Source organism: Ensifer sp. Root558 (assembly GCF_001427045.1).
GTDB classification, from domain to species: domain Bacteria; phylum Pseudomonadota; class Alphaproteobacteria; order Rhizobiales; family Rhizobiaceae; genus Ensifer; species Ensifer adhaerens.
Window position 1 is genome coordinate 23,999 of record NZ_LMGC01000039.1, and the last position, 22,760, is coordinate 46,758.

The window sequence follows — 22,760 nt, forward strand, 5'->3', positions numbered from 1 at the left end:
ATGTCTCGCGTCGCACTGGTCACCGGCGGAGCCGGCTTCATAGGCAGCCACACCTGCAAGCGTCTGGCTGAGCAGGGCATCGTTCCCGTCGTCTACGACAATCTCTCGACGGGGCATCGAGCCAACGTGAAATGGGGCCCCCTCGTGGAGGGGGCGATCGAGGACAAGGAACGGTTGGCGGCGGCTATCCGGACCCATTCGCCCGAATGCCTCATCCACTTTGCCGCATCCGCCTATGTCGGGGAATCGGTCGAGGATCCCGGAAAATACTACACCAACAATGTCGCCGGCAGCATCGCGCTTCTGGAAGCCTGCCGGGCGACCGGACTTGGACGCATCGTCTTTTCCAGCTCGTGCGCCACCTACGGCATCCCGCCGCAGCTGCCGATTACCGAGGACATGGTTCAGCTGCCGATCAATCCTTATGGCCGCACCAAGCTGATGATCGAACTGATGCTTGGCGACTATGCCCGTGCCTACGGCATCCGCTCGGTGGCGCTGCGCTACTTCAATGCGGCCGGCGCCGATCCGGAGGGGCAGCTGACCGAAAAACACGATCCGGAAACGCATCTCATTCCCCGTGCGCTGATGGCGGCGGCCGGGCGGATCGACAGGCTCGATGTCTTCGGCGACGACTATGCGACACCGGATGGCACCTGCATCCGCGACTACATCCACGTGACCGATCTTGCCGACGCGCATGTGGCGGCGGTGAACTATCTGCGCGACGGCGGCGAGGTGTTGCACGCCAATCTCGGTTCTGGCCATGGGACGTCGGTCCGGCAGGTGCTGTCGGCCATCGACCGGGTCACCGGTCGGCCGGTTCCGGTGCAGATGCTGCCGCGCCGGCCCGGCGACCCGCCGGTTCTCTATGCCGACACAAACTGGGCGCGCCAGAGGCTGGGTTTCCGTCCGCAGCTTTCGGACATCGACACGATCATCGCGACGGCCGCGCCGAGCTTCGGCCTGGAGGTGCGCTCATGAACTGGTCGCTGGAAACCGCGAAACCGGATGAGACGATCGCCTTCGGGCAGAGCCGGAAGGCCGCTTCGGCGCCCGCCGCCCTGTTTTCGGGCCGGCTGCGACTGCTCCATGTCCTCGGCATTGCCGCATGGTTTGGCGCCCTCCTGTATTTCTGGCAGTGGTGGCTTGATCCCGCCCACGTCGTCGACTGGCCGTCCTATGTGCTGATCACGGTGGTCGTCGGATGGATCACGCTGCTGCCGGTCTATTTCATCGTGATCTTTTCCGGCGCGAAGGTTATGGCGGCAAGCGCCGTCCGGGTGCCGCAGGGGCGGGTCGCGATGGTGGTGACCAAGGCGCCTTCGGAACCCTTTTCGGTGGTGCGCAAGACGCTGCTCGCCATGCTCGACCAGACCGGCTGCGAATTCGACGTGTGGCTCGCCGACGAAGATCCGTCACCGGACACGATTGCCTGGTGCGCGGCGCGCGGGGTGATGATCTCCACGCGAAAGGGCGTCGCAGACTACCATCGCTCTTCCTGGCCGCGCCGGACCCGGTGCAAGGAGGGAAACCTCGCCTATTTCTACGATCACTATGGCTACGAGCGCTACGATTTCGTCGCCCAGTTCGATGCCGATCATGTGCCGGAAACCACCTATCTCGTCGAGGTGCTGCGCCCGTTCAACGACCCGTCGGTCGGTTATGTCTCGGCGCCGAGCATCTGCGATGCCAACGCCGCCACCAGCTGGGCAGCGCGCGGGAGGCTCCACGCGGAGGCCAGCATGCACGGCTCGCTGCAGGCCGGCTACAACAACGGCTGGGCGCCGCTGTGCATCGGTTCGCACTATGCCGTTCGGACCAAGGCCCTGAAGCAGATCGGTGGGCTTGGGCCCGAACTTGCCGAAGACCATTCGACAACGCTGATCATGAATGCCCATGGCTGGCGCGGCGTGCATGCGCTGAACGCGATCGCCCATGGCGACGGACCGGCCAATTTCGCCGATCTCGTGGTTCAGGAGTTCCAATGGTCGCGAAGCCTCGTCACGATCCTGTTGAAATACTCGCCGGTCTACGTGCCGAAGCTGTCGCCGCGGCTGAAGTTCCAGTTCCTGTTCTCGCAGCTCTGGTATCCGCTGTTTTCGTCGTTCATGGCGCTGATGTTCCTGATGCCGATCGTGGCGCTCGTCTCCGGTCGGACCTTCGTCGCCGTCACCTATCCGGAATTTCTGCTGCATTTCGCGCCGCTCTCGTTGGTGCTGATCGCGCTTGCCTATTTCTGGCGCTCGACGGGCACGTTCCGGCCCTATGACGCACGCGTCCTGAGCTGGGAAGGCACGCTGTTCCTGTTTGCACGCTGGCCCTGGTCGCTGCTCGGTTGCCTTGCGGCGGTGCGCGATCATCTGACGGGCTCCTTCGTCGACTTCCGCATCACGCCGAAGGGTGGCGGTGCCGCCGCGCCTTTGCCGCTGCGGGTGCTGATGCCCTATCTGGTGCTCGCCTTGGCATCGGCTCTGGTCGCCTGGGGTATCTCCGATGCCGGCACGGCGCGCGGGTTTTATGTCTTCGCCGGCATCAACGCGCTCATCTATGCGGGGTTGGTGGCGGTGATCCTCATTTGCCACGCACGCGAAAACCGGTTGGCCCTGATCCCGCGGTCGACGATGACGGCGGCGACGGCCGGGTGCCTGGTGCTGGTCTCGGTGCTCTCGGCTCAATCGGCCGTGCGCCATGGGGCCGAGGCAACCCAGGCGCTGTCGCACGGCCTGCAGTTCGTGAGCTTCACCGAAACGAGATACACGGTCGCCGGTGCCGGCAGCGGCACCAATCTCAAAACCGTTCGCTTCCGCCTGAAATGGAGAGGGTTTTCACAGCCATCCGACGGGCAGGCGCGCGGCGAAATCAGTGCATCGAATATCAGCCAACAAAGTAACAGGGAAACGATAACGACCAGGAAGGTCGGTCGGTTTCATGTGCCGTCATGACGACGGCAAGCAGTCGAGTGTGTGTGGTCTCCAATGCGAGGAGAAATGCAATGAAAGGGTCGTTGAAAGTCATAGCTCTCCCGCTGCTGGTGCCTTTGGCAGCGGCCGCGGTCTATTTCGGCGCCGAGCCGGTCAAGGCGAAGATGGAAGTCAAGCCAAAGCCGCTCAGCGCCTATGAGGTCTACTCGCTCTACCGCAACAAGACCTGGGAATGGTCGACAGGCGGTGCCCGGTTCGAAGCCCACGGGCGCAAGCTCGTGGCGTTCGTCGACAAGGGCAAGGGCGATCGTTCCTTTGCCGAAGGCAACTGGTACGTCAGCGACCTCGGCATGATGTGCATGCAGGCCACCTGGACGACCTCGGCCAATGCCGGCAACGCCAGGAGCTGCTTCGGTCACGCCCGGATCGGCGACACGGTCTATCAACGCAAGGTGCCCAACGGGAAGTGGTACGTCTTCAGCCATGCCAAGCCCCGCGCCGGTGACGAGTACAAACGCTTCGTCGCACACGACAACATCACGGCCAAGGCACTCCGGCTGAAGGAACAGTTCCTGGCCAAGAAATAGACGTTCTGCTGCAGGAGGATGAAATGAAACGCAAATTGGCATTCGCGCTATGCACGGCTCTGGCTCTCCAGCTGGATCTCAGTGCAAGCTTGGTATCCGCGTTGGCGCAGGAGAAAGCCAATCCTGCGACCAGTGCAGAACAGACGATGAGCGATAAACGTCCGGTCATTCACCCGGGCGGAACGAAGTTCGGTGCCTATGATCCGCATGGCGATTTCGGCGCCCAGAGCGATGTCTCGACCGAGGCGCTGTTCCTGCCTTGGGAAGACGTGGACCTCGCCTCTCTGCAGGTCGCCGACGAGTACGCGCTCCAGCGCAATCGCAACCTGCTGATCACCATCGAGCCCTGGTCCTGGTCGCTGGACTGGAAACTGACGCCGACGCAGCTTCGCGACCGCATGCTCAGAGGTGAGTATGACGCCAACATGGAAGCAATCGCCAACACGATTGCCGGGCTGAAGAGCCCAGTCATCGTGCGCTGGGGCCAGGAAATGGAAGATACGTCCGGGCGTTTCTCCTGGGCCGGCTGGGATCCCCAGGACTGGATCAAGGCCTACCGGCACGCGATGGACATCGTGCGGGCGAAAGCGCCAAAAGCGCAGATCATGTGGTCGCCCAAGGGGCTGCCGAACCTGGTCGACTACTATCCGGGCGATGACTACGTCGATCTCGTCGGCCTCTCGGTCTTCGGGCTTGAACCGTTTGACAAGATCGAATACGGCGCGCCGAAGACCTTCACCGAGGCACTGAAACCCGGCTACGACCTGGTCGCCAAATACAACAAGCCGATATGGGTGGCCGAGCTCGGATGGGAAGGCAGCCAAGCCTATATGCAGCCCTGGATGAACGCCGCGACGCAAGCGGATTCGCAGTTCCCCAATCTCGCCGAGGTCGTCTACTTCAACGACCGCGACGTCATCGATTGGCCGCACGACCTTGGTCGGCCACACTGGCGGGTGGTCAACGACGCCACGAACTGAGGCATCTCGCCGATGCGTGCCCCTCTTGGGGCACGTTGGGGGGTACACTGGGCGCGGCTGGCTCGCAGGTGGCCCAGGTCTCCAAAGTAAAAAGCCCCTCGCTTGAGGCGAGAGGCTGATTTGACTGGGCGGTGGCGTCCGGCCGATGCCGGACCTGACTTACTCGGCCGCCTGCGGACCCAGTTCGCCGCGACGGATCTGGTCGGCTTCGATCGATTCGAACAGAGCGCGGAAGTTGCCCTCGCCGAAACCCTCGTCGCCCTTGCGCTGGATGAACTCGAAGAAGATAGGGCCGATTACGGTTTTCGAGAAGATCTGCAAGAGGATCTTTGTCATGCCACCGTTCACGACACCTTCGCCGTCGATGAGGATGCCGTGCTTCTTCATCCTGTCGATCGGCTCATCATGGCCGTGCACACGGTCGTGAGACATGTCGTAGTAGGTCTCCGGCGGCCCCGGCATGAACTTCAGGCCATTGTCCGACAGCTTGTCGGTGGCATCGTAGATGCCTTCGGTGCCGACGGCGATGTGCTGGATGCCTTCGCCCTTGTACTTGCGCAGATACTCCTCGATCTGGCTCGTATCGTCCTTGGACTCGTTCAAGGGGATACGGATCTTGCCGCAGGGCGAGGTGATCGCGCGGCTGACGAGGCCGGTGATGCGGCCGTCGATGTCGAAGAAGTGGATCTGCGTGAAGTTGAACAGTTCGCGGTAGAAGGCCCACCACTTGTCCATATTGCCGCGATAGACGTTGTGGGTCAGGTGGTCGAGATAATAGAAGCCGACGCCCTCGGGCTTCGGATTGCGCTCCCCGGTCCACTCGAATTCGGCCTCGTAGGCCGAGCCCTTGGCACCGTAAGTCTCGACGAAATAGAGCAGCGAGCCGCCGATGCCGACGATCGCCGGGACATCGAGACACTTGTCCCTGCCTTCGTAAGGGATGGCGCCCTTCGAGACTGCATGCTCGAAGGCGTGCTTGGCATCGACGACGCGCCAGGCCATCGACGGGGCGCAGGGGCCGTGTTCGTCGACGAAGCGCATGGCGTGCGAGCCAGGCTCGGCGTTCAGGATGTAATTGATGTCGCCCTGGCGCCAGACGGTGATGTTCTTGCTTCTGTGTTTGGCGACCGGGCTGTAGCCCATGCGAGTAAAGAGCTCGGCCAGCTTTTCCGGTTCCGGATGGGCGAATTCGACGAACTCGAAGCCGTCGGTGCCGGCGGGATTGTCAGCGGTAATCGTTGCCGGCGGGGCGTCATGCGGGAAGGGGCCCATCGGAAGTCTCCTCTTATTCTTCCAAACTTTGCTGGAGTATGACGCAATTCCCATGCATGATGCTTGTATTCTTGCGCGGTTTAGACAGAATGGCGCACGAAACATGCAAAATTGCGTATTAGGATGCACGAATGGAGCAGCTTGACGGGTTCGATCTCAAGATCCTCAGCGAATTGCAGCGTGACGGGCATCTGACCAACAACGAACTGTCGGAACGCATCGCGCTTTCGCCATCGCAATGTTCGCGCCGGCGCACCCGGCTTGAAGCGGAAGGCTACATCACCGGCTACCAGGCACAGATCGACCGGCAGAAGCTCGGCCTCGATCTGATGGTGGTGATCTCGGTCACGCTCGCCACCCACAATCGCGACAATGCCAAGCGCTTCGGCAAGCTCATTTCCGGCCTGCCGGAGGTGCTGGAGGCCTATGCGCTCACCGGCGAGATGGACTACCACATGCGGGTGGTGACGCCGGATCTTGCGGGGCTGTCGCGCTTCGTCAATGACGTGCTTCTGCCGCACGACAGCGTGCAGCATGTGAAGACGTCGATCGTGCTTGAAACCTTGAAGAGCTTCGAGGGCGTGCCGATCCCCGAGCGGATGAAGGGCTGAAGCCTCAGGCAGAGGGCGGAGGGTCGAACCTGCCGATAGCGCGTTCCACTGCTTCCAGCCCGACGGCGAGCGCCTGTATCCCGGCCGGCCCGATCAGCGTGTCGAGTTCCGCCTGATAGCGGACGGCAAGCTCCGTCAATTCGCCATAGGCCCGGATGCCGGTCTTCGTCAGTTCCAGATGTTCGATGCGGCGGTCGTTTTCGTCTTCGCGCCGCGTCAGCCAGCGGCGTTCTTCGAGCAAGGCGACGGCGCGGCTGACCTTGGTCTTGTGCATGGCCGAGTGCGCGCCGACTTCGGTGGCCGTCATCGGGCGGCTTGTGCTGCCGAGGGCGGCCAGAGTGCGCCATTCCGGGCGCGTGAGCTGGTAGCGCGCCTTGTACTGGGCGGCAAAGCGCAGCGCGACGAACTCCGCGGCGCGGTTCAGCCGATAGGGTAGGAAGGCATTGAGTTCGAAGCCATCGGCGGCCATCGGGCATCCTTGATAGTTACAAAATCGATAGTTACGATTGCAACTAATATGCCGAAGGCGACGCCTGCGTCCACCCTGGGAAAAGGCCGTCGCCGCGGTATTTGGAATTGCGCCGGACCTGTGAACAGGTCGCTTCGCGAAGCCGAAGCAGGGTGCCATGAGGAGGAGGATCGACGATGCTGGACAAGGCAGGAAAACAGGCCGGGACACTGGCTAAGGCCAACGAAGCGCTTGGCTACATGCCCGGCTTCGGCAATGATTTCGAGACCGAGAGCCTGCCGGGCGCCCTGCCGCAAGGGCAGAACAGCCCGCAGAAATCTGCCTATGGCCTCTATGCCGAGCAGCTTTCGGGCTCCCCCTTTACCGCGCCGCGCGGCACCAACGAGCGGTCCTGGCTTTATCGCATCCGCCCGAGCGTTCGCCACACCGGACGTTTCAACAAAATCGACTATCCGCACTGGAAGACGGCGCCGCATGTCGCCGAGCATTCCCTGGCGCTTGGCCAGTTGCGCTGGAATCCACTGCCGGAGCCGACGGAAAAGCTGAACTTCCTGCAGGGCATCCGCACGATGACGACGGCGGGCGATGCGCCGACGCATTCGGGCATGGCAGCGCATGCCTATGCCTTCAACGCCGACATGGTGGACGACTATTTCTTCAATGCCGACGGCGAGCTGCTGATCGTTCCGGAAATGGGCGCGATCCAGGTGTTCACCGAGCTCGGCAAGATGGACGTCGAACCCTCCGAGATCTGCATCGTGCCACGCGGCACCATGTTCAAGGTGACGCGACTTGGCGACGAGAAGGTTTGGCGCGGCTATGTCTGCGAAAACTACGGCGCCAAGTTCACGCTGCCGGATCGCGGTCCGATCGGCGCAAACTGCCTGGCTAATCCGCGCGATTTCAAGACGCCGGTCGCCGCCTTCGAGGAGAAGGAGACGCCCTGCCGCGTGCATGTGAAGTGGTGCGGCGGTTTCCACGTAACCGAGATCGGCCATTCGCCGCTCGACGTCATCGCCTGGCATGGCAACTACGCGCCCTACAAATACGACCTCAAGACCTATTCGCCCGTCGGCGCGATCCTCTTTGACCATCCGGATCCGTCGATCTTCACGGTGCTGACGGCGCCCTCGGGCGAAGAGGGCACGGCGAATATCGATTTCGTTATCTTCCCGCCGCGCTGGTTGGTGGCTGAACACACTTTCCGTCCGCCCTGGTACCACCGCAACATCATGAGCGAATTCATGGGGCTGATCTACGGTCGCTACGACGCAAAGGAAGAGGGCTTCGTGCCTGGCGGCATGAGCCTGCACAACATGATGCTGGCGCATGGGCCCGATGCGTCGGGCTACGACAAAGCGACGAATAGCGAGTTGAAACCGGTGAAGCTCGACCATACGATGGCCTTCATGTTCGAGACCCGCTTCCCGCAGCAACTGACCCGCTACGCCGCCGAACTGGAGACGTTGCAGGACAACTACATCGACTGCTGGACGGATCTCAAGAAGCGGTTCAACGGGACGCCGGAAGGCGATTGGTCTTGAGTTCACGCCTGGTTTTGCTCGGCAGCAAGGGCGGTCCGGCGATCCGGCCGGGCGGCCCGTGGCCGACGTCGTCTCTGCTTCAAATCGGCGGCCGGACGGTTGTCGTCGATTGCGGCCTTGGCGTCACGCGCGGACTGACCGATGCCGGTGTGGCGCTGAAGACGCTGGACCTGATCGTCATTACCCATCTGCATTCGGATCATGTGCTGGAACTCGGGCCGCTCATTCACACGGCCTGGACCGCGGGGTTGTCGCAGCCGGTACGCGTCTACGGGCCCACAGGCACTCGCGCCTATTGGCAGGGCTTCCTGCAATCGATGGCCTTCGACATCGAGATCCGTATCGTCGATGAGGGCCGGCCCGACCTGCGGATGCTGGTCGAGGTCATCGAGTTTTCGGAAGGCGAGATCTTCTCCGAGAACGGCCTGACGCTCTCGGCGCTGCGCGTCGACCATCCGCCGGTGACCGATTGCTTTGCGCTTCGGTTCGACGATGCGGAAGGCTCGGTCGTGTTCTCGTCCGATACGGCCTATTTCCCTCCGCTTGCTGATTTCGCCAAAGGAGCTGACATCCTCGTGCATGAGGCGATGCTCGCCGAAGGCGTCGACCGGCTGGTGGCGCGCACCGGCAATGGCGCGCGGCTGAAGGAGCATCTGCTGGCGAGCCATAGCTTCGCCGAACAGGCGGCGGCGATCGCGGCGGCTGCCGGCGTCGGCCGGCTGGTGCTGCATCACCTCATCCCCGCCGACGACCCCGAGATATCTGAGGCCCACTGGATTGCGGCGGCTCGCAAAAACTGGGCGGGCGCCTTGACGATCGCCACCGACGGCCTTGTTGTGAAGATTGCGGACGATTCGTCCGCGTAAAGGAATTCCGCGACGGCCGCGAAGCGGTCTTCGGTCTGGAACAATGAGAAGTTTGAGAGGGAGGACTGCATGAAACTGGCGACACTCAAGGACAGTACGCGCGACGGAAAGCTCGTGGTCGTCTCCCGCGATCTTACCCGCTGCTCGGAGGTCGGGCACATCGCCCGCACGCTGCAGGCAGCGCTCGACGACTGGGCGCATGCGGGCCCTCGGCTTGCGCGCGTCGCCGAAGGGATCGAGACCGGTTCGCAGCCGACGATCCGCTTCCATGAACATGATGCGCTGTCGCCGTTGCCGCGCGCTTACCAATGGGCCGACGGCTCGGCCTACGTCAATCACGTCGAGCTGGTGCGCAAGGCCCGCAATGCCGAGATGCCTTCAAGCTTCTGGACCGATCCCTTGATGTACCAGGGCGGCTCCGACAGCTTCATTGCGCCGCGCGATCCGATCCCGCTTGCCGACGAGACCTTTGGCGTCGACATGGAGGGCGAGGTCGCCGTCATCGTCGACGACGTGCCGATGGGTGCGACCATCGACGAGGCACGGGCGGCGATCCAGCTCGTCATGCTCGTCAACGACGTGTCGCTGCGCGGGTTGATCCCGGCCGAGCTTGCCAAGGGTTTTGGTTTCTTCCAGTCAAAGCCGTCGTCGGCCTTTTCGCCGGTTGCCGTTTCGCCGGATGAACTGGGCGACGCCTGGGACGGCGGCAAGCTGCACCTGCCGCTCCAAGTCGACCTCAACGGCAAACCCTTCGGCCGCGCCAATGCCGGCATCGACATGACCTTCGATTTTGCGCAGCTGGTCGCGCATGCGGCCAAGACCCGGCCGCTTTCCGCCGGCACGATCATCGGTTCGGGCACCGTTTCCAACAAGCTCGACGGCGGACCGGGCAAGCCCGTTGCGGAAGGCGGCGCCGGCTATTCCTGCATCGCTGAACTCCGGATGATCGAGACGATCGCCGGCGGTGCGCCGAAAACCCAGTTCCTGAGGGTCGGCGACGTCGTGCGCATCGAGATGAAGGACAAAACCGGTCATTCCATCTTCGGAGCTATCGAGCAGACCGTCGAAGCTTACAACACAGTCGCAAACGGCTGACTGACACGAACGGGCAAGGCATGAGCGAGACCGTCCTTTACGACTACTGGCGTTCGTCGGCGAGCTATCGGGTGCGCATCGCGCTCAACAACCTCGGTGAAAGCTATCGTTCTGTGCCGGTCGACCTGCTTGCCAAGGCACACAAGGCGCCGGAGCATCTGGTCCGCAACCCGCAAGGGCTCGTGCCTGTCCTTGAGATCGATGGCGAGCGCTTCACGCAATCGCTCGCCATCATCGAGTACCTCGCCGAGACCCGGGCAACCTCCGGCTTCCTGCCGGATGACGCCATCGGTCGTCAGCGGGTGCGCAGCCTGTCCTATGCGATCGCCATGGACATCCACCCCGTCTGCAATCTCAGCGTCGTGTCCCACGTCATGGCCAATGCCGAGGACAGCGAGGCGGCGCGGCGCAACTGGATGCGCAAGTTCATCGGCGAGGGGCTTGCCGCCTTCGAACGGTTGCTCGACCATTCCGCGACCGGGCGCTTCTGCCATGGCGACATGCCGACCATGGCGGATTTCTGCCTTGTGCCGCAGGTCTACAATGCCCGCCGATGGGACGTCGATATTTCGGCCTGTCCGCGGCTGGTCGCGATCGACCAGAACTGCGCGGAGATCGAGGCTTTCGCCCGCGCGCACCCGGACCGCACGCCGCGCTGATCGGCCAAGCGGCTTCTCGCTTGATCCCTTCTCCTTGCACCTTCGGGCGCGCCCGCATCCTGCGGGCCGCCTTCTCTGGCCGGTTCCGTCAAGCGAATGTCGCGAATGGATCGACGGCGGCGAAAAGGCCGCGCTAGTTTTTGTATGACTGGCCGTATAAGGGGGGCCGGAAAAACCTCTGGAGCGAGAGACATACCGATGAAAAGCTATGTGCTGAACGTCAGCTGCAAGACCACCCGTGGCATCGTCGCCGCGATCACCGGCTATCTCGCCGAAAAGGGCTGTTATATCTCCGACAGTTCGCAGTTCGACGACCTCGAAACCGGCCTGTTCTTCATGCGTCTCAGCTTCATCAGCCAGGAAGGCGCAAAACTCGACGAGTTGAAGGCAGGTTTCGAAGCGGTGGTGAAGCGCTTCGACATGAACGCCGAGATCCGCGACAGCGAGGAGCGCATGAAGGTGCTGCTCATGGTGTCGCGTTTCGGCCATTGCCTCAACGACCTGCTCTATCGCTGGAAGATCGGCGCACTGCCGATCGATATCGTCGGTGTCGTCTCCAACCACTTCGACTACCAGAAGGTGGTGGTCAACCACGATATCCCGTTCCACTGCATCAAGGTGACGAAGGAGAACAAGCCGAAGGCGGAAGCCCAGCTGCTGGAACTGGTCGACCAGACCGGCGCCGAACTGATCGTGCTTGCCCGCTACATGCAGGTCCTGTCCGACGCGCTCTGCAAGAAGATGTCGGGCCGCATCATCAACATCCATCACTCCTTCCTGCCGTCGTTCAAGGGCGCCAACCCCTACAAGCAGGCCTATGAGCGCGGCGTGAAGCTGATCGGCGCGACGGCGCACTACGTCACCGCCGACCTCGACGAAGGCCCGATCATCGAGCAGGACATCGCCCGCATCACCCACGCCCAGAGCGCCGAAGACTATGTCTCGATCGGCCGCGACGTGGAAAGCCAGGTGCTGGCGCGCGCCGTGCACGCCCATATCCACAACCGTTGCTTCATCAACGGCAACCGTGTCGTCGTCTTCCCGCCGAGCCCCGGCTCCTATGCTTCCGAGCGTATGGGGTGAGGCGTCAGGCAAATCGCATGCTGAAAACGAGAAACGCCGCCGGTTCGATCGGCGGCGTTTCTCGTAGGTTGGAGCGCGAGGCGACCGGAACGCGCTACGCTATTGCAACAGCTCAAGCCCGACCGCCGTCGCCTCGCCGCCGCCGATGCAGAGCGAGGCGATGCCGCGCTTGACGCCCTTGGCGCGCATGGCGTGAAGCAATGTCACGATGATGCGGGCGCCGGATGCGCCGATCGGGTGGCCGAGCGCGCAGGCGCCGCCGTTGATGTTGACGATCTCGTCCGACAGGCCGAGGTCGCGGATCGCCGCCATCGCCACCACGGCGAAGGCCTCGTTGATTTCGTAGAGGCCGACGCTGCCCTTCTCCCAGGCGAGCCTTGCCAGCAGCTTGTCGATTGCGCCAATCGGGGCCGTCGTGAACCAGGCCGGCTCCTGGGCGTGGCCCGCATGGCCCGCGACGATAGCAAGCGGGGTCAGCCCACGCTTTTCCGCTTCGCTGGCGCGCATCAGGATCAGCGCCGCTGCCCCGTCTGATATCGACGACGAATTGGCGGCCGTCACGCTGCCGCCGTCGCGGAAGGCGGGTTTCAGCTTCGGGATCTTTGACGGATCCGATTTGGTCGGCTGTTCGTCGCGGTCGAGATTGGCGGTCTGGCGCTTGCCGGCGCCAGCGACTGCCACGACTTCCTCGGCAAAGGAACCATCCTCAGCTGCGCGGGTTGCGCGCTCCAGAGATCGCAGCGCAAAGCCGTCCTGATCGGCGCGCGAGAACTGATAGTGCTCGGCCGTGTCCTCGGCATAGGTGCCCATCAGCCGGCCGGAATAGGCGTCTTCGAGGCCATCGAGGAACATGTGGTCCTTGACTTCGCCATGACCCAGGCGGAAGCCGCCGCGCGCTTTCGGCAGCAGATAGGGCGCGTTGGTCATCGACTCCATGCCGCCGACCGCAAGCACCGACGCGCTACCGGACAGCAGAGCATCGTGGCCAAGCATCAGCGCCTTCATGCCGGAGCCGCAGACCTTGGAGATGGTCGTCGACGGCGTTTCCTTGCCGAGGCCGGCGCCAAGGGCTGCCTGGCGCGCCGGGTTCTGGCCAATGCCGGCCGGCAGCACATTGCCCATCAACACCTCGTCGACAGCATCAAGGCCGGCACGATCGAGTGCGGCTTTGAGCGCTATGGCGCCGATTTCCGGCGCGGTCAAATCCTTGAGGCTGCCCTGAAAGGCGCCCATTGGCGTGCGGGCCGCCGAAACGATGACGATCGGGTCAGTTCTGCTCATGTCTTTCTCCCATACGGCAAAAGGCAATGGTTGGCGCGAGTGCGTCACCCGCGTGTGTCCTTCTCCCGGCGTGGCGGGGAGAAGGTGGCCGGCAGGCCGGATGAGGGGCACTTTTGCCCCAACCGCCCCTCGACGTCAGATATGCAGCGCGTGCCCCAGCGCCTTCAACGCGGACTCCTGGAAAGCTTCCGATTGCGTCGGATGCGCATGGATCGTGCCGGCGATGTCTTCGAGGCGCGCGCCCATTTCGATCGCCAGGCTGAAGCTTGCCGAGAGTTCCGAGACGCCGTGGCCGACGGCCTGGATGCCGAGCACCAGGTGGTTGTCGGCGCGAGCGACGATGCGAACGAAACCGTCTTCGGCAAGCGTCGTCATGGCGCGGCCATTCGCCTGGAAGGGGAACTGGCCGATCTTGATCTCGATGCCGCTCGCACGCGCCTCGTCGGGCGAGAGCCCTGCGGTGACGATCTCCGGATCGGTGAAGCAGACGGCCGGGATGCAGCGCTTGTCCCAGTTGCGCTTGTGACCGGCGACGATCTCCGCCACCATTTCCCCTTGCGCCATGGCGCGGTGCGCCAGCATCGGCTCGCCGGTGACGTCGCCGATCGCATAGATGCCGCGCATGGACGTCCGGCACTGGTCGTCGATGCGGATGAAGCGGCCAGTGCGGTCGAGGTCGATTTCCTCAAGGCCGACGCCCTCGGTCACGGGTTTGCGGCCGACGGTGACCAGCACCTTTTCGGCGGCGACATCGATTGCGCGACCGTTGTGTTCGGCTTGCAGGCTGCCGGTTTCGGCGGAGTAGCTCTTGGCGACCGTCTGGGTGAAGACCTCGATGCCGAGTTCGCCGAGACGCTTGGCGATCGGTTTCGTCAGATCGGCGTCATAGAGCGGCAGAATGCGCGGCTGCGCTTCGAGTACGGTCACGTGGCTGCCGAGCTTGGCGAAAGCGGTGCCAAGTTCGAGACCGATGTAACCGCCGCCGATGACGGCGATGCTCTTCGGCACGCTTTTCAGCGACAGGGCCTCGGTCGAGGAAATGATCGACCCGCCGAATGGCAGGTCGGGCAGCTCGACCGGCGCCGAGCCGGTGGCAATGACGATCGTCTCGGCGCGGATGCGCTGCAGTCCGATCTCGGTCTCGACATCGACGGTCTTGCCGTCGACGAAACGGGCGGTGCCGATCACCGCCTTGACACCCGACTTCTTCAGAAGGCCGATGACGCCGCCGTTCAGCCGTCCGACGATGTCGTCTTTCCAGGCGATGGTGCGGGCGAGGTCGATTGTCGGATTGGCGAGCGACAGACCGAGCGGGCTGCGGCCGGAAGCGGCCGAGCGCAGCTTATGAAACTCTTCCGCCGCGTGGATGAGGGCCTTGGAGGGAATACAGCCGACATTGAGGCAGGTGCCGCCGGCTTTCGCCTTTTCGACGATGACCGTGTCGATGCCGAGCTGGCCGGCGCGGATTGCGCAGATGTAGCCACCGGGGCCGGCGCCGATGACGAGCAGCTTGCAGGAAATTTCCTTCATGATCGCCTCAGGCCTCCACAAAAATAAGCGCCGGCGTTTCGAGCAGGGTCTTCAGCCGCTGCACGAAGACGGCCGCATCCCAGCCGTCGATGACGCGGTGATCGAAGCTCGAGGACAGGTTCATGATCTTGCGCGGCACGAACTGCGTGCCATCCCAGACCGGCCGGACGGCGAGCTTGTTGACGCCGATGATCGCCACTTCCGGATGGTTGATGACCGGCGTGGAGACGATGCCGCCGAGCGCGCCGAGCGAAGAGATGGTGATGGTCGATCCGGTGAGCTCGTCGCGGGTGGCCGTGCCGGTGCGGGCAGCATCCGCCAGGCGATTGAGCTCGTTGGCACAATCCCAGATGCCGCGGGCTTCGGCATGGCGCACGACCGGAACGGTGAGGCCGGCCGGGGTCTGCGTGGCGATGCCGATATGCACGCCGTGATGGCGGCTGATGATGCCGGCGCCGTCGTCGAAAGTGGCATTGACGGCGGGTTGATCGGCAATGGTGCGCACGAGCGCGCGCATCAGATAGGGCAGGATGGTCAGCTTCGGCTGGTCGGGTTTGCGGTCGCGGTTCATCGTCGTCCGCAGGTCCTCGAGCGCCGTCATGTCGACCTCTTCCACATAGGTGATGTGGGGAATGCGCGAGGTCGAAAGCGACATCTTCTCGGCGATGCGACGGCGAAGGCCGGTTACCTTGATCTCGTCGACGGCGGTCTTGCGCTGCAGGCCGGCCGGCGCAAGCGCCGGCTGAGCGCCGCGGGCGATGAACTGGTCGAGGTCATCATGGGTGATGCGGCCAGCCGGACCGGTGCCGGTCACCTGGCGCAGATCGACGCCGCTTTCCTTGGCGCGCAGGCGCACCGCCGGCGAGGCAAGGGCCTTCTCCAATCGTTCGCCAGCGGCATGTGCGCCGTTGGCGTGGACACCGTTCGTGGTCGGCGCCTTGACCTCGACCTTGGCGGGCTGGGCCGGCTTGGAGACCGGCGCGGGCGCCTCAGTCTTCACTGCGGGTTTTTCTTCCACCTTCGCGACAGGCTTCTCTTCCACGGGAGCAGCCGTTTCGCCTTCGCCTGATATTTCGATGCGCACGAGCGGCGCCTTCACCGCAACGGTGTCGCCTACCTCGGCGCCGAGCCAGAGCACGGTGCCGGTGACGGGCGAGGGGATTTCGACGGTCGCCTTGTCGGTCATCACGGCGGCGAGCACCATGTCCTCGCGCACGGGGTCACCGGGCTTCACATGCCATTCGACGAGTTCAGCCTCGGCCACGCCTTCGCCGACATCGGGCATCTTGATTACGAATTCGCCCATGTCAGGCCTCCATCACTTCGACGAGCGCGCGTCCGACGCGCGCGGGGCCGGGGAAATAGTCCCATTCCTGCGCGTGCGGGTAGGGCGTGTCCCAGCCGGCGACGCGCACGACGGGCGCTTCGAGATGGTAGAAGCAGTGCTCCTGCACGAGGGCGGCCACTTCGCCGCCGAAGCCCGACGTCAGCGTCGCTTCGTGCACGACGACGCAGCGCCCGGTCTTTTCCACCGACTTGACGATCGTATCGAGGTCGAGCGGTAGCAGACTGCGCAGGTCGATCACCTCGGCGTCGATGCCGGTTTCCTCGGCAGCCGCGAGCGCCACGTGCACCATGGTGCCATAGGCGACGACGGTGACGGCGGAGCCCTCTCGGCGGACTTCCGCCTTGCCGATCGGAACGGTGTAGTGGCCTTCCGGCACCTCGCCGAGATCGTGTTTCGACCAGGGAATGACTGGCCGGTCATGATGGCCGTCGAAGGGGCCGTTGTAGAGCCGCTTCGGTTCCAGGAACATCACCGGATCCGGATCCTCGATCGAGGCGATCAGCAGGCCCTTGGCGTCGTAGGGATTGGAGGGCACGACGACTTTCAGGCCGCAGACATGGGTGAAAAGCGCTTCGGGGCTCTGACTATGCGTCTGGCCACCGAAGATGCCGCCGCCGGTCGGCATGCGCAGGACGATCGGGCAGGTGAAATCACCGTTGGAGCGGTAACGAATACGGGCCGCTTCCTGGGTGATCTGGTCGTAGGCCGGATACATATAGTCGGCGAACTGGATCTCGACGCAGGGCTTCAGCCCGTAGGCGGCCATGCCGATCGCCGTGCCGACGATGCCGCTTTCGCTGATCGGCGCGTCGAAACAGCGGGTCTTGCCGTATTTCGCCTGGAGCCCCTGCGTGCAACGGAAGACGCCGCCGAAATAGCCGACGTCCTCGCCGAAGACGACGACATTGTCGTCGCGTTCCATGGAGACATCCATGGCGCTGCGCACGGCTTCGATCATTGTCATTCTGGCCATATCAGTATCCTGCCTTCTGCCGCTGGCGGCGAATGTGCGGCGGCATCTCGGCATAGACGCCCTCGAAGATATCGCGCACCGACGGCTTGCCGCCGGCATGCAGCGTGCCGTGGCCCTCGGCCTGTTTCTGGGCCTGGATCACTTCGTCGGTGATCTCGGCTTCCGCCTGCGCATGACGCTCTTCCGACCAGGCGCCGCGAAGGATGAGGTGCTTCTTCAATCTCAAGACTGGATCGCCGAGTGGCCAGGCTTCGGATTCCGTCTTCGGGCGATAGGCGCTCGGATCGTCGGAGGTCGAATGGGCGCCGACGCGGTAGGTGACGTATTCGATCAGTGTCGGACCGAGATTGCGACGGGCGCGCTCGGCCGCCCATTTGGCGACGGCGTAGACGGCGAGATAGTCGTTGCCGTCGACGCGCAGGGCCGGGATGCCGAAGCCGAGGCCGCGGGCGGCAAAGGTGCCGGAGCCGCCGCGGGCGATGCCCTGGAAGGTCGAGATCGCCCACTGATTGTTGACGATGTTGAGGATAACGGGCGCCTTGTAGGTGGAGGCAAAGACGAGCGCCGAGTGGAAGTCCGATTCCGCCGTCGAGCCGTCGCCGATCCAGGCGGCTGCGATCTTGGTGTCGCGCTTGATGGCCGACGCCATCGCCCAGCCGACCGCCTGCACATATTGGGTGGCGAGGTTGCCGGAGATGGTGAAGAAGCCATGCTCCTTGGAGGAATACATGATCGGCAGCTGCCGGCCGCGCAGAGGGTCGCTCTCGTTCGAGAAGATCTGGTTCATCATCTCGACCATGGGATAGCCGTCGGCGATCAGAAGACCGGCCTGTCGATAGGTCGGGAAGTTCATGTCGCCCTTCACCAACGCCTTGCGGAAGGCGCAACTGACGGCCTCTTCGCCCAGATGCTGCATGTAGAAGGAGGTCTTGCCCTGGCGCTGCGCCATGACCATGCGCGCATCGAAGGCGCGCAGCAGCATCATGTGCCTGAGGCCGGAGAGCAACTCGTCATCCGAAAGCAGCCCGGCCCAGGGACCGACCGCTTCGCCGTCGCGGTTCAAGACGCGGATGATCGAATAGGCGAGGTCGCGCATCTCTTCCGGCGCGACGTCCACCTCCGGGCGCGGCACGGAGCCGGCCTTCGGGATCTTGACGTTGGAGAAATCCGGCTGGCCGCCGGGCCGAACGGCGGGTTCGGGGACATGCAGGCTAAGTCGATCGAGATCGCTCATGCGGTTTCCGGCCTCCTCCGGAGTGCGCAGTGCACCAAATCAAGATCGGTTCGAGTCGAACCGCTCTTCATTTCTGTTCTCACGCATTTCCGGACGCAAAGGCGCTAAGACCCTCGCTGGAAATGCTCTGGGACGGGATAACGATGGGCCTGAGGTGTACGAGGACGTGCAATGTGACCGGCAAGGCTCCTCCGCCCAAGGTCTGCACAGACTCCTCCTAAAAGCCCCCGCTCTCCCGACGGGAATGCTCACAGACTGCCACGAGTTCCGGGGCTTATGAAGGTCTTTCCGTGTTGCGGGGCAGGGGCAGGCGAAGAAAGATAGAATCCTGCCGGGAGTGCGCCCACGCGTTGTGTCGTTCACCTTCTTGCCGGTCGTTGCCGGTAATTTTCTTTCGCGGCGATCCGTCGGCGGTAGCGCTCAGACCGGCGGGGCGATGGTGATCGGCGTTCCATCGAGGAAGCGCGAGAGCCGGAATGGCGTCGGATCGACGATCGGTTTCTCGCCGGTTACGAGGTCAGCGACGAGGTGTCCGGCGCCAGGCCCGATGCCAAAACCGTGGCCGGAAAAACCCGTCGCGACAATGAGGCCCGGAACGGTTTCGGCGGGTGAGATGACGGGGACGGCATCGGGCATCACATCGATCAGTCCTCCCCATATCTGTTGCACCTTGGTTTTGCGCAGGAATGGCAAGGCCCTGCCGGCGGCGTCGAGGGCCCGCAGGGCGCGCCGCGAATCCGGATTGGGATCGAGCACGCGGTGGCGTTCGAAGGCGCCGGGCCGGTCGAGCGGGACGGTGCCGATCTCGAACAATTCGTTCCAGCTCTGGGCGTTGATGCCCACCTGCACGGCATCGCCCTCCGCCTTTCGCGCCGGCTGGAAATCCCGGAAGAATGCGAAGCTGTCGGGCACGACCGCGTGCAGGTTGGCGGCACCGTCGGCAATCGTGTAACCGCCATCGAGGCGCTTGCGATAGGCATAGGTCGCGGTTGCGCCGGCCCCTTCCGGACCGCCGGAGACCGGCCCGGTTCTCAACACCGTATTCCGCACCTTCAGCTGCGGCAGCCGGATGCCGAGGCTTTTGAGAAAGAGCCTGGACCAGGCGCCGCCGGCGACGATGACGGTCGACGTCTCGATGCGGCCTCTCTCGGTGACGACGGCGGAGATCCGGCCCGCTGCCTTTTCGACCCCGCGCACGGCGCAGCCCGTCAGGATACGGGCACCGGCGCGGCGTGCACCGGCGACAATCGCGGGCACCGCCTTCTGCGGTTCTGCCCGGCCGTCGCTCGGCGTGAAGAGCCCGCCTTGGTAGCGGATGGCGGCGCCCGGCATCATCGCCTCTGTCGTGTCGGAGCTGAGTTGCACGCTGTCGACGCCGTAGGGTCGGGCCATGGCAAGCCATGCGTCGCGATTGGCGATGTCGCGCTCATTCTCGGAGATATAGAGGATGCCGCTGCGGCGAAAGCCGGTCTCGCCACTGATGCGCGTGTCGAGCGTGTCCCAGATCTTCAGCGCCTCGATCGCCAGCGGGATTTCGCGCTCGTCACGGCCCATCACCCGAACCCAGCCCCAGTTGCGGCTCGATTGCTCGGCGCCGGGCGTGCCCTTCTCGCAGAGCACGACGTTGATACCGCGTTCGGCAAGGAAGAGGGCGGTGCTGACGCCGATGATGCCGCCGCCGACGATGACGACGTCGGCCCTGGCGGGCAGGATGGTGTCTGTGGCGATCGGATCGAGCGTGGGGCCGGGCATGGGGAGGGCACTTTCGGGCAGGAGGTGTCGCGGTCATCGGTGCATGCCGCCGCCGCGAGATCAAGACCTGCAATCTGGCCGTCGTCGGCCGGCGCTCGGTTGCTGGCAATCTTTTATCGCCAACCCGTCCGGTTCGCCGCGAGACGGTCTTTCGGAATTTTGCGCGTGCTTCTATGCTCGCGCGCATGAGTGAGAGCCGCCCTGATCTTCGCCCCGTCCTGCGCATCGATTTTCCGCCCGCCGACCGGCTCGGCCGCGGCAAGATCCTCTTGCTCGAACTGATCCGCGAGACCGGCTCCATCTCCGCCGCCGGGCGGGCGATGGACATGTCGTACCGCCGCGCCTGGCTGCTGGTCGATGCCCTGAACCGGATGTTCAGCGAGCCTTCGGTAGAATCGCAGCGCGGCGGCAAGCAGGGTGGCGGAGCCTTGGTGACGCCGTTCGGCGAAGAGCTTATCCGGCGCTACCGCGAGATGGAGGAGAAGGCACGCTTTGCGATCGGCGAGGATCTGGCCTGGCTCGAATCCGTTCGGAGCAGCGATACACCAGCGTCCGATACGGCCGAGGCTGTTTCCCAAAAGGCCTAGTGCATGTCGCGCAAAAGTGTGCAGCGGTGCATAAAAACAAGAGCTTAGAGCCTGGCGCGCGAATGCGTTTTCATGCGACAGGCTTTAGTGATCGATCGCGACCGACTTGATGACGGCATAGACGGTTCTGCCGGGAACAAGCTGCAGCGCGTCGCAGGAAAAGCGGGTGATGCGGGCGGCAATCGTCGCATCGCCGCAAGTCACCCGGACATCGACGCTGCCATCCTCCTCCGATGTCAGCGTCAGAATGCGCCCTTCGAGCACATTGAGCGCACTGATTTCCACTGGCCTTGAGGTCGCCAGCATGACGTCGCGGGCGGCTATGTGCAGGCGAAGCCTGACGCCGGCCGTCGCGCTGACACCGGCGATGCGCAGCCGTTCCCGTCCGACCCGGACGGTCGTCAGTTCGTGCACCGGATCGGTTCCCTCGACTTCGCCCTCCAGCAGGACACCGGCTTCGCGCCTGCCGGTGGCAAGCGTTGCGGCGGGCGCGCTCAACACCTCGGCGGCCGCGCCCGATGCGGTGACCCGACCGTTTTCGAGCACGACCACGCGCCGGGCCAACCGGGCGACTTCGCCGACCGAGTGGCTGACATAGACGATCGGTATGCGGGCATCGTCGCGCAGCCGTTCGAGATAGGGCAGGATTTCGGCCTTGCGCGCCTCGTCGAGCGCGGCCAGCGGCTCATCCATCAAAAGCAGGCGCGGTGCCGCGAGCAAGGCTCGGCCGATGGCGACGCGCTGCTTTTCGCCGCCGGAAAGGGCCGAAGGGTTGCGTTCGAGCAGATGGCCGATGCCGAGCAGGTCGACGATGCGGGTAAACTCATTGCCGGTGCCGCTCTTGCCGGCGAACCAGCGGCCATAGGCGAGGTTGCGGCGTACGCTCAAATGCGGAAACAGCCGGGCCTCCTGGAAGACATAGCCGAAGCGCCGGCGATGCACCGGCGTGAAGATTCTCCTCTCGCTGTCGGCGATAACGTCGCCATCGAGCAGGACACGTCCGCTTTCGGGCTTCATAAGCCCGGCGATGATGTTGATGAGCGAGGTCTTGCCGGAGCCGGAGCGGCCGAACAGCGCGGTCACGCCTCCATCCGAGGTGAAGGCGGCGTCGAGCGCAAAATTGCCGAGTTGATGATGAGCTTCGACGGTAAGGCTCATTGGGCTGCCACCCGGCGCGCGGCAAATGTCGCCAGCAGTTCCGAGAGGATCAGCGCGGCCATGGAAATGATGACGGAAATGATTGTCAGCCGCATGGCGCCGGCATCGCCACCGGGCACCTGGGTGAAGGTGTAGATGGCGGCCGAAAGCGTCTGCGTCTCGCCGGGAATGTTGGAGACGAAGGTGATCGTGGCGCCGAACTCGCCCATCGCCTTGGCAAAGGCGATGATCATGCCGGCGATGATGCCGGGAATGATCAGCGGCAGCGTGACGGTGGCAAAGACCCAGAGGGGGCTCGCGCCGAGCGTGGTCGCCGCGTCCTCGAGCTTGCGGTCAACCGCCTCGATCGACAGGCGGATGCTGCGCACCATCAACGGGAAGGCCATGACGGCGCAGGCAAGGGCAGCGCCGGTCCAGCGGAAGGAAAAGACGAGGCCAAAATAATCGGCGAAGAAGGCGCCGAGCGGGCCGCGGCGGCCGAAAAGCAGGAGCAGCAGGAAGCCGGTGACGACAGGCGGCAGGATCAGCGGCAGATGAACGAGGCCGTTCAGCAGTGTCTTGCCCCAGAAGCGCCCGCGGGCAAGCAGCATGGCGACGACGAGTGCGAAGGGCAGGCTGCAGATCATTGCGACGGTTGCGACACGCAGGCTCAACAGGATCGCCGTCCATTCCGCATCGCTCACTGCAAGCCAGTCCAATGGATATCGCTCCCCAATACGAGGCTTGTGGGACGCGGCTGTCTGCCCCCTATTGCCTCTGACAAATGTTCGCGTCGCCCGCGTTTGGGCGCGGGCGACGCGAACATGA

The 22,760-nt window shown here is 63.9% G+C and carries 21 protein-coding genes; 11 read left to right on the top strand and 10 right to left on the bottom strand.

Annotated features, from left to right (window positions below; all coding sequences use genetic code 11):
* From galE to ASD63_RS33070, 4 genes are read left to right on the top strand one after another with little or no spacing between them, the layout of a single operon-like run.
* Positions 1-984 carry a UDP-glucose 4-epimerase GalE gene (gene galE / locus ASD63_RS33055; RefSeq protein ID WP_034787210.1) on the top strand — a complete coding sequence of 328 codons (984 nt, stop codon included), beginning with the start codon at positions 1-3 and terminating at the stop codon, positions 982-984.
* A complete protein-coding gene (locus tag ASD63_RS33060; RefSeq protein ID WP_063979552.1) occupies positions 981-2,945 on the top strand; it encodes a glycosyltransferase family 2 protein in 1,965 nt (654 codons plus the stop codon). The genes galE and ASD63_RS33060 overlap by 4 nt, the downstream gene beginning before the upstream one ends.
* A gap of 50 nt (positions 2,946-2,995) precedes the next feature.
* The gene (locus ASD63_RS33065; RefSeq protein WP_034787207.1) at positions 2,996-3,511 is read left to right on the top strand and encodes a DUF995 domain-containing protein; all 516 of its coding nucleotides are present in this window, start codon (positions 2,996-2,998) and stop codon (positions 3,509-3,511) included.
* A 23-nt stretch (positions 3,512-3,534) separates the two neighbouring features.
* The gene (locus ASD63_RS33070; RefSeq protein ID WP_034787204.1) at positions 3,535-4,491 is read left to right on the top strand and encodes a glycosyl hydrolase; all 957 of its coding nucleotides are present in this window, start codon (positions 3,535-3,537) and stop codon (positions 4,489-4,491) included.
* 159 nt (positions 4,492-4,650) lie between these two features.
* On the opposite strand, the gene hppD is transcribed toward ASD63_RS33070, so the two are convergent.
* Entirely contained in the window at positions 4,651-5,763 is a 1,113-nt protein-coding gene (gene hppD, locus ASD63_RS33075) for a 4-hydroxyphenylpyruvate dioxygenase (protein WP_034787202.1), read from the bottom strand.
* 131 nt (positions 5,764-5,894) lie between these two features.
* On the opposite strand from hppD, the gene ASD63_RS33080 reads away from it, so the two are divergent.
* Positions 5,895-6,374: an Lrp/AsnC family transcriptional regulator gene (locus ASD63_RS33080; protein ID WP_034787199.1), complete on the top strand. Its 480-nt coding sequence runs from the start codon at positions 5,895-5,897 to the stop codon at positions 6,372-6,374.
* A gap of 4 nt (positions 6,375-6,378) precedes the next feature.
* Here ASD63_RS33080 and ASD63_RS33085 read toward each other — a convergent pair whose 3' ends face one another.
* Positions 6,379-6,843, bottom strand: a complete 465-nt coding sequence (locus ASD63_RS33085; RefSeq protein WP_060530575.1) for a MarR family transcriptional regulator — start codon at positions 6,841-6,843, stop codon at positions 6,379-6,381.
* Positions 6,844-7,019: 176 nt separating this feature from the next.
* Between ASD63_RS33085 and hmgA the strand changes: the two genes are divergently transcribed.
* From hmgA to purU, 5 genes are all read left to right on the top strand, one after another.
* Complete coding sequence (hmgA, locus tag ASD63_RS33090) at positions 7,020-8,387, top strand: homogentisate 1,2-dioxygenase (RefSeq protein WP_060530576.1); 1,368 nt, start codon at positions 7,020-7,022, stop codon at positions 8,385-8,387.
* On the top strand, positions 8,384-9,253 hold the full coding sequence (locus ASD63_RS33095) for an MBL fold metallo-hydrolase (protein WP_060530577.1): 870 nt from the start codon (positions 8,384-8,386) through the stop codon (positions 9,251-9,253). Before hmgA ends, ASD63_RS33095 begins: the two co-directional genes overlap by 4 nt.
* Before the next feature lie 69 nt (positions 9,254-9,322).
* A complete protein-coding gene (locus tag ASD63_RS33100; RefSeq protein ID WP_034787188.1) occupies positions 9,323-10,348 on the top strand; it encodes a fumarylacetoacetate hydrolase family protein in 1,026 nt (341 codons plus the stop codon).
* A gap of 20 nt (positions 10,349-10,368) precedes the next feature.
* Positions 10,369-11,007 (top strand): maleylacetoacetate isomerase, encoded by a 639-nt coding sequence (gene maiA, locus ASD63_RS33105; RefSeq protein ID WP_060530578.1) that lies wholly within the window; start codon positions 10,369-10,371, stop codon positions 11,005-11,007.
* A gap of 198 nt (positions 11,008-11,205) precedes the next feature.
* Positions 11,206-12,090 carry a formyltetrahydrofolate deformylase gene (gene purU, locus ASD63_RS33110; protein WP_034787183.1) on the top strand — a complete coding sequence of 295 codons (885 nt, stop codon included), beginning with the start codon at positions 11,206-11,208 and terminating at the stop codon, positions 12,088-12,090.
* A gap of 99 nt (positions 12,091-12,189) precedes the next feature.
* Here purU and ASD63_RS33115 read toward each other — a convergent pair whose 3' ends face one another.
* The 6 genes from ASD63_RS33115 to ASD63_RS33140 form a co-directional block, all read right to left on the bottom strand.
* Positions 12,190-13,371, bottom strand: coding sequence for an acetyl-CoA C-acyltransferase (locus ASD63_RS33115; RefSeq protein WP_034787179.1), 1,182 nt, complete (start codon positions 13,369-13,371; stop codon positions 12,190-12,192).
* Positions 13,372-13,506: 135 nt separating this feature from the next.
* Positions 13,507-14,901 (bottom strand): dihydrolipoyl dehydrogenase, encoded by a 1,395-nt coding sequence (gene lpdA / locus ASD63_RS33120; RefSeq protein ID WP_060530579.1) that lies wholly within the window; start codon positions 14,899-14,901, stop codon positions 13,507-13,509.
* A gap of 7 nt (positions 14,902-14,908) precedes the next feature.
* A complete protein-coding gene (locus ASD63_RS33125) occupies positions 14,909-16,207 on the bottom strand; it encodes a dihydrolipoamide acetyltransferase family protein (protein WP_034787169.1) in 1,299 nt (432 codons plus the stop codon).
* Between the two features lies 1 nt (position 16,208).
* The gene (locus tag ASD63_RS33130; protein WP_034787163.1) at positions 16,209-17,222 is read right to left on the bottom strand and encodes an alpha-ketoacid dehydrogenase subunit beta; all 1,014 of its coding nucleotides are present in this window, start codon (positions 17,220-17,222) and stop codon (positions 16,209-16,211) included.
* A gap of 1 nt (position 17,223) precedes the next feature.
* Positions 17,224-18,456: a 3-methyl-2-oxobutanoate dehydrogenase (2-methylpropanoyl-transferring) subunit alpha gene (locus tag ASD63_RS33135; RefSeq protein WP_034787158.1), complete on the bottom strand. Its 1,233-nt coding sequence runs from the start codon at positions 18,454-18,456 to the stop codon at positions 17,224-17,226.
* Between the two features lie 420 nt (positions 18,457-18,876).
* On the bottom strand, positions 18,877-20,208 hold the full coding sequence (locus tag ASD63_RS33140; RefSeq protein ID WP_034787143.1) for an FAD-binding oxidoreductase: 1,332 nt from the start codon (positions 20,206-20,208) through the stop codon (positions 18,877-18,879).
* A 185-nt stretch (positions 20,209-20,393) separates the two neighbouring features.
* Here ASD63_RS33140 and ASD63_RS33145 point away from each other — a divergent pair, with 185 nt between their 5' ends.
* On the top strand, positions 20,394-20,795 hold the full coding sequence (locus ASD63_RS33145) for a winged helix-turn-helix domain-containing protein (RefSeq protein WP_051659096.1): 402 nt from the start codon (positions 20,394-20,396) through the stop codon (positions 20,793-20,795).
* Between the two features lie 84 nt (positions 20,796-20,879).
* Here the strand turns inward: ASD63_RS33145 and modC are convergent, their stop codons facing one another.
* Together modC and modB are read right to left on the bottom strand one after the other, a co-directional pair.
* Positions 20,880-21,953, bottom strand: a complete 1,074-nt coding sequence (modC, locus tag ASD63_RS33150; protein WP_060530580.1) for a molybdenum ABC transporter ATP-binding protein — start codon at positions 21,951-21,953, stop codon at positions 20,880-20,882.
* Positions 21,950-22,651 (bottom strand): molybdate ABC transporter permease subunit, encoded by a 702-nt coding sequence (gene modB / locus ASD63_RS33155; protein ID WP_034787131.1) that lies wholly within the window; start codon positions 22,649-22,651, stop codon positions 21,950-21,952. The genes modC and modB overlap by 4 nt, the downstream gene beginning before the upstream one ends.
* Positions 22,652-22,760 lie beyond the last annotated feature (109 nt).

Excerpts from the sequence above, each read along its gene's own strand:
- galE (WP_034787210.1), top strand. The coding sequence starts at position 1 with ATGTCTCGCGTCGCACTGGTCACCGGCGGAGCCGGCTTCATAGGCAGC.
- ASD63_RS33060 (WP_063979552.1), top strand. The coding sequence starts at position 981 with ATGAACTGGTCGCTGGAAACCGCGAAACCGGATGAGACGATCGCCTTC.
- ASD63_RS33065 (WP_034787207.1), top strand. The coding sequence starts at position 2,996 with ATGAAAGGGTCGTTGAAAGTCATAGCTCTCCCGCTGCTGGTGCCTTTG.
- ASD63_RS33070 (WP_034787204.1), top strand. The coding sequence starts at position 3,535 with ATGAAACGCAAATTGGCATTCGCGCTATGCACGGCTCTGGCTCTCCAG.
- hppD (WP_034787202.1), bottom strand. The coding sequence starts at position 5,763 with ATGGGCCCCTTCCCGCATGACGCCCCGCCGGCAACGATTACCGCTGAC.
- ASD63_RS33080 (WP_034787199.1), top strand. The coding sequence starts at position 5,895 with ATGGAGCAGCTTGACGGGTTCGATCTCAAGATCCTCAGCGAATTGCAG.
- ASD63_RS33085 (WP_060530575.1), bottom strand. The coding sequence starts at position 6,843 with ATGGCCGCCGATGGCTTCGAACTCAATGCCTTCCTACCCTATCGGCTG.
- hmgA (WP_060530576.1), top strand. The coding sequence starts at position 7,020 with ATGCTGGACAAGGCAGGAAAACAGGCCGGGACACTGGCTAAGGCCAAC.
- ASD63_RS33100 (WP_034787188.1), top strand. The coding sequence starts at position 9,323 with ATGAAACTGGCGACACTCAAGGACAGTACGCGCGACGGAAAGCTCGTG.
- maiA (WP_060530578.1), top strand. The coding sequence starts at position 10,369 with ATGAGCGAGACCGTCCTTTACGACTACTGGCGTTCGTCGGCGAGCTAT.
- purU (WP_034787183.1), top strand. The coding sequence starts at position 11,206 with ATGAAAAGCTATGTGCTGAACGTCAGCTGCAAGACCACCCGTGGCATC.
- ASD63_RS33115 (WP_034787179.1), bottom strand. The coding sequence starts at position 13,371 with ATGAGCAGAACTGACCCGATCGTCATCGTTTCGGCGGCCCGCACGCCA.
- lpdA (WP_060530579.1), bottom strand. The coding sequence starts at position 14,901 with ATGAAGGAAATTTCCTGCAAGCTGCTCGTCATCGGCGCCGGCCCCGGT.
- ASD63_RS33125 (WP_034787169.1), bottom strand. The coding sequence starts at position 16,207 with ATGGGCGAATTCGTAATCAAGATGCCCGATGTCGGCGAAGGCGTGGCC.
- ASD63_RS33130 (WP_034787163.1), bottom strand. The coding sequence starts at position 17,222 with ATGGCCAGAATGACAATGATCGAAGCCGTGCGCAGCGCCATGGATGTC.
- ASD63_RS33135 (WP_034787158.1), bottom strand. The coding sequence starts at position 18,456 with ATGAGCGATCTCGATCGACTTAGCCTGCATGTCCCCGAACCCGCCGTT.
- ASD63_RS33140 (WP_034787143.1), bottom strand. The coding sequence starts at position 20,208 with ATGCCCGGCCCCACGCTCGATCCGATCGCCACAGACACCATCCTGCCC.
- ASD63_RS33145 (WP_051659096.1), top strand. The coding sequence starts at position 20,394 with ATGAGTGAGAGCCGCCCTGATCTTCGCCCCGTCCTGCGCATCGATTTT.
- modC (WP_060530580.1), bottom strand. The coding sequence starts at position 21,953 with ATGAGCCTTACCGTCGAAGCTCATCATCAACTCGGCAATTTTGCGCTC.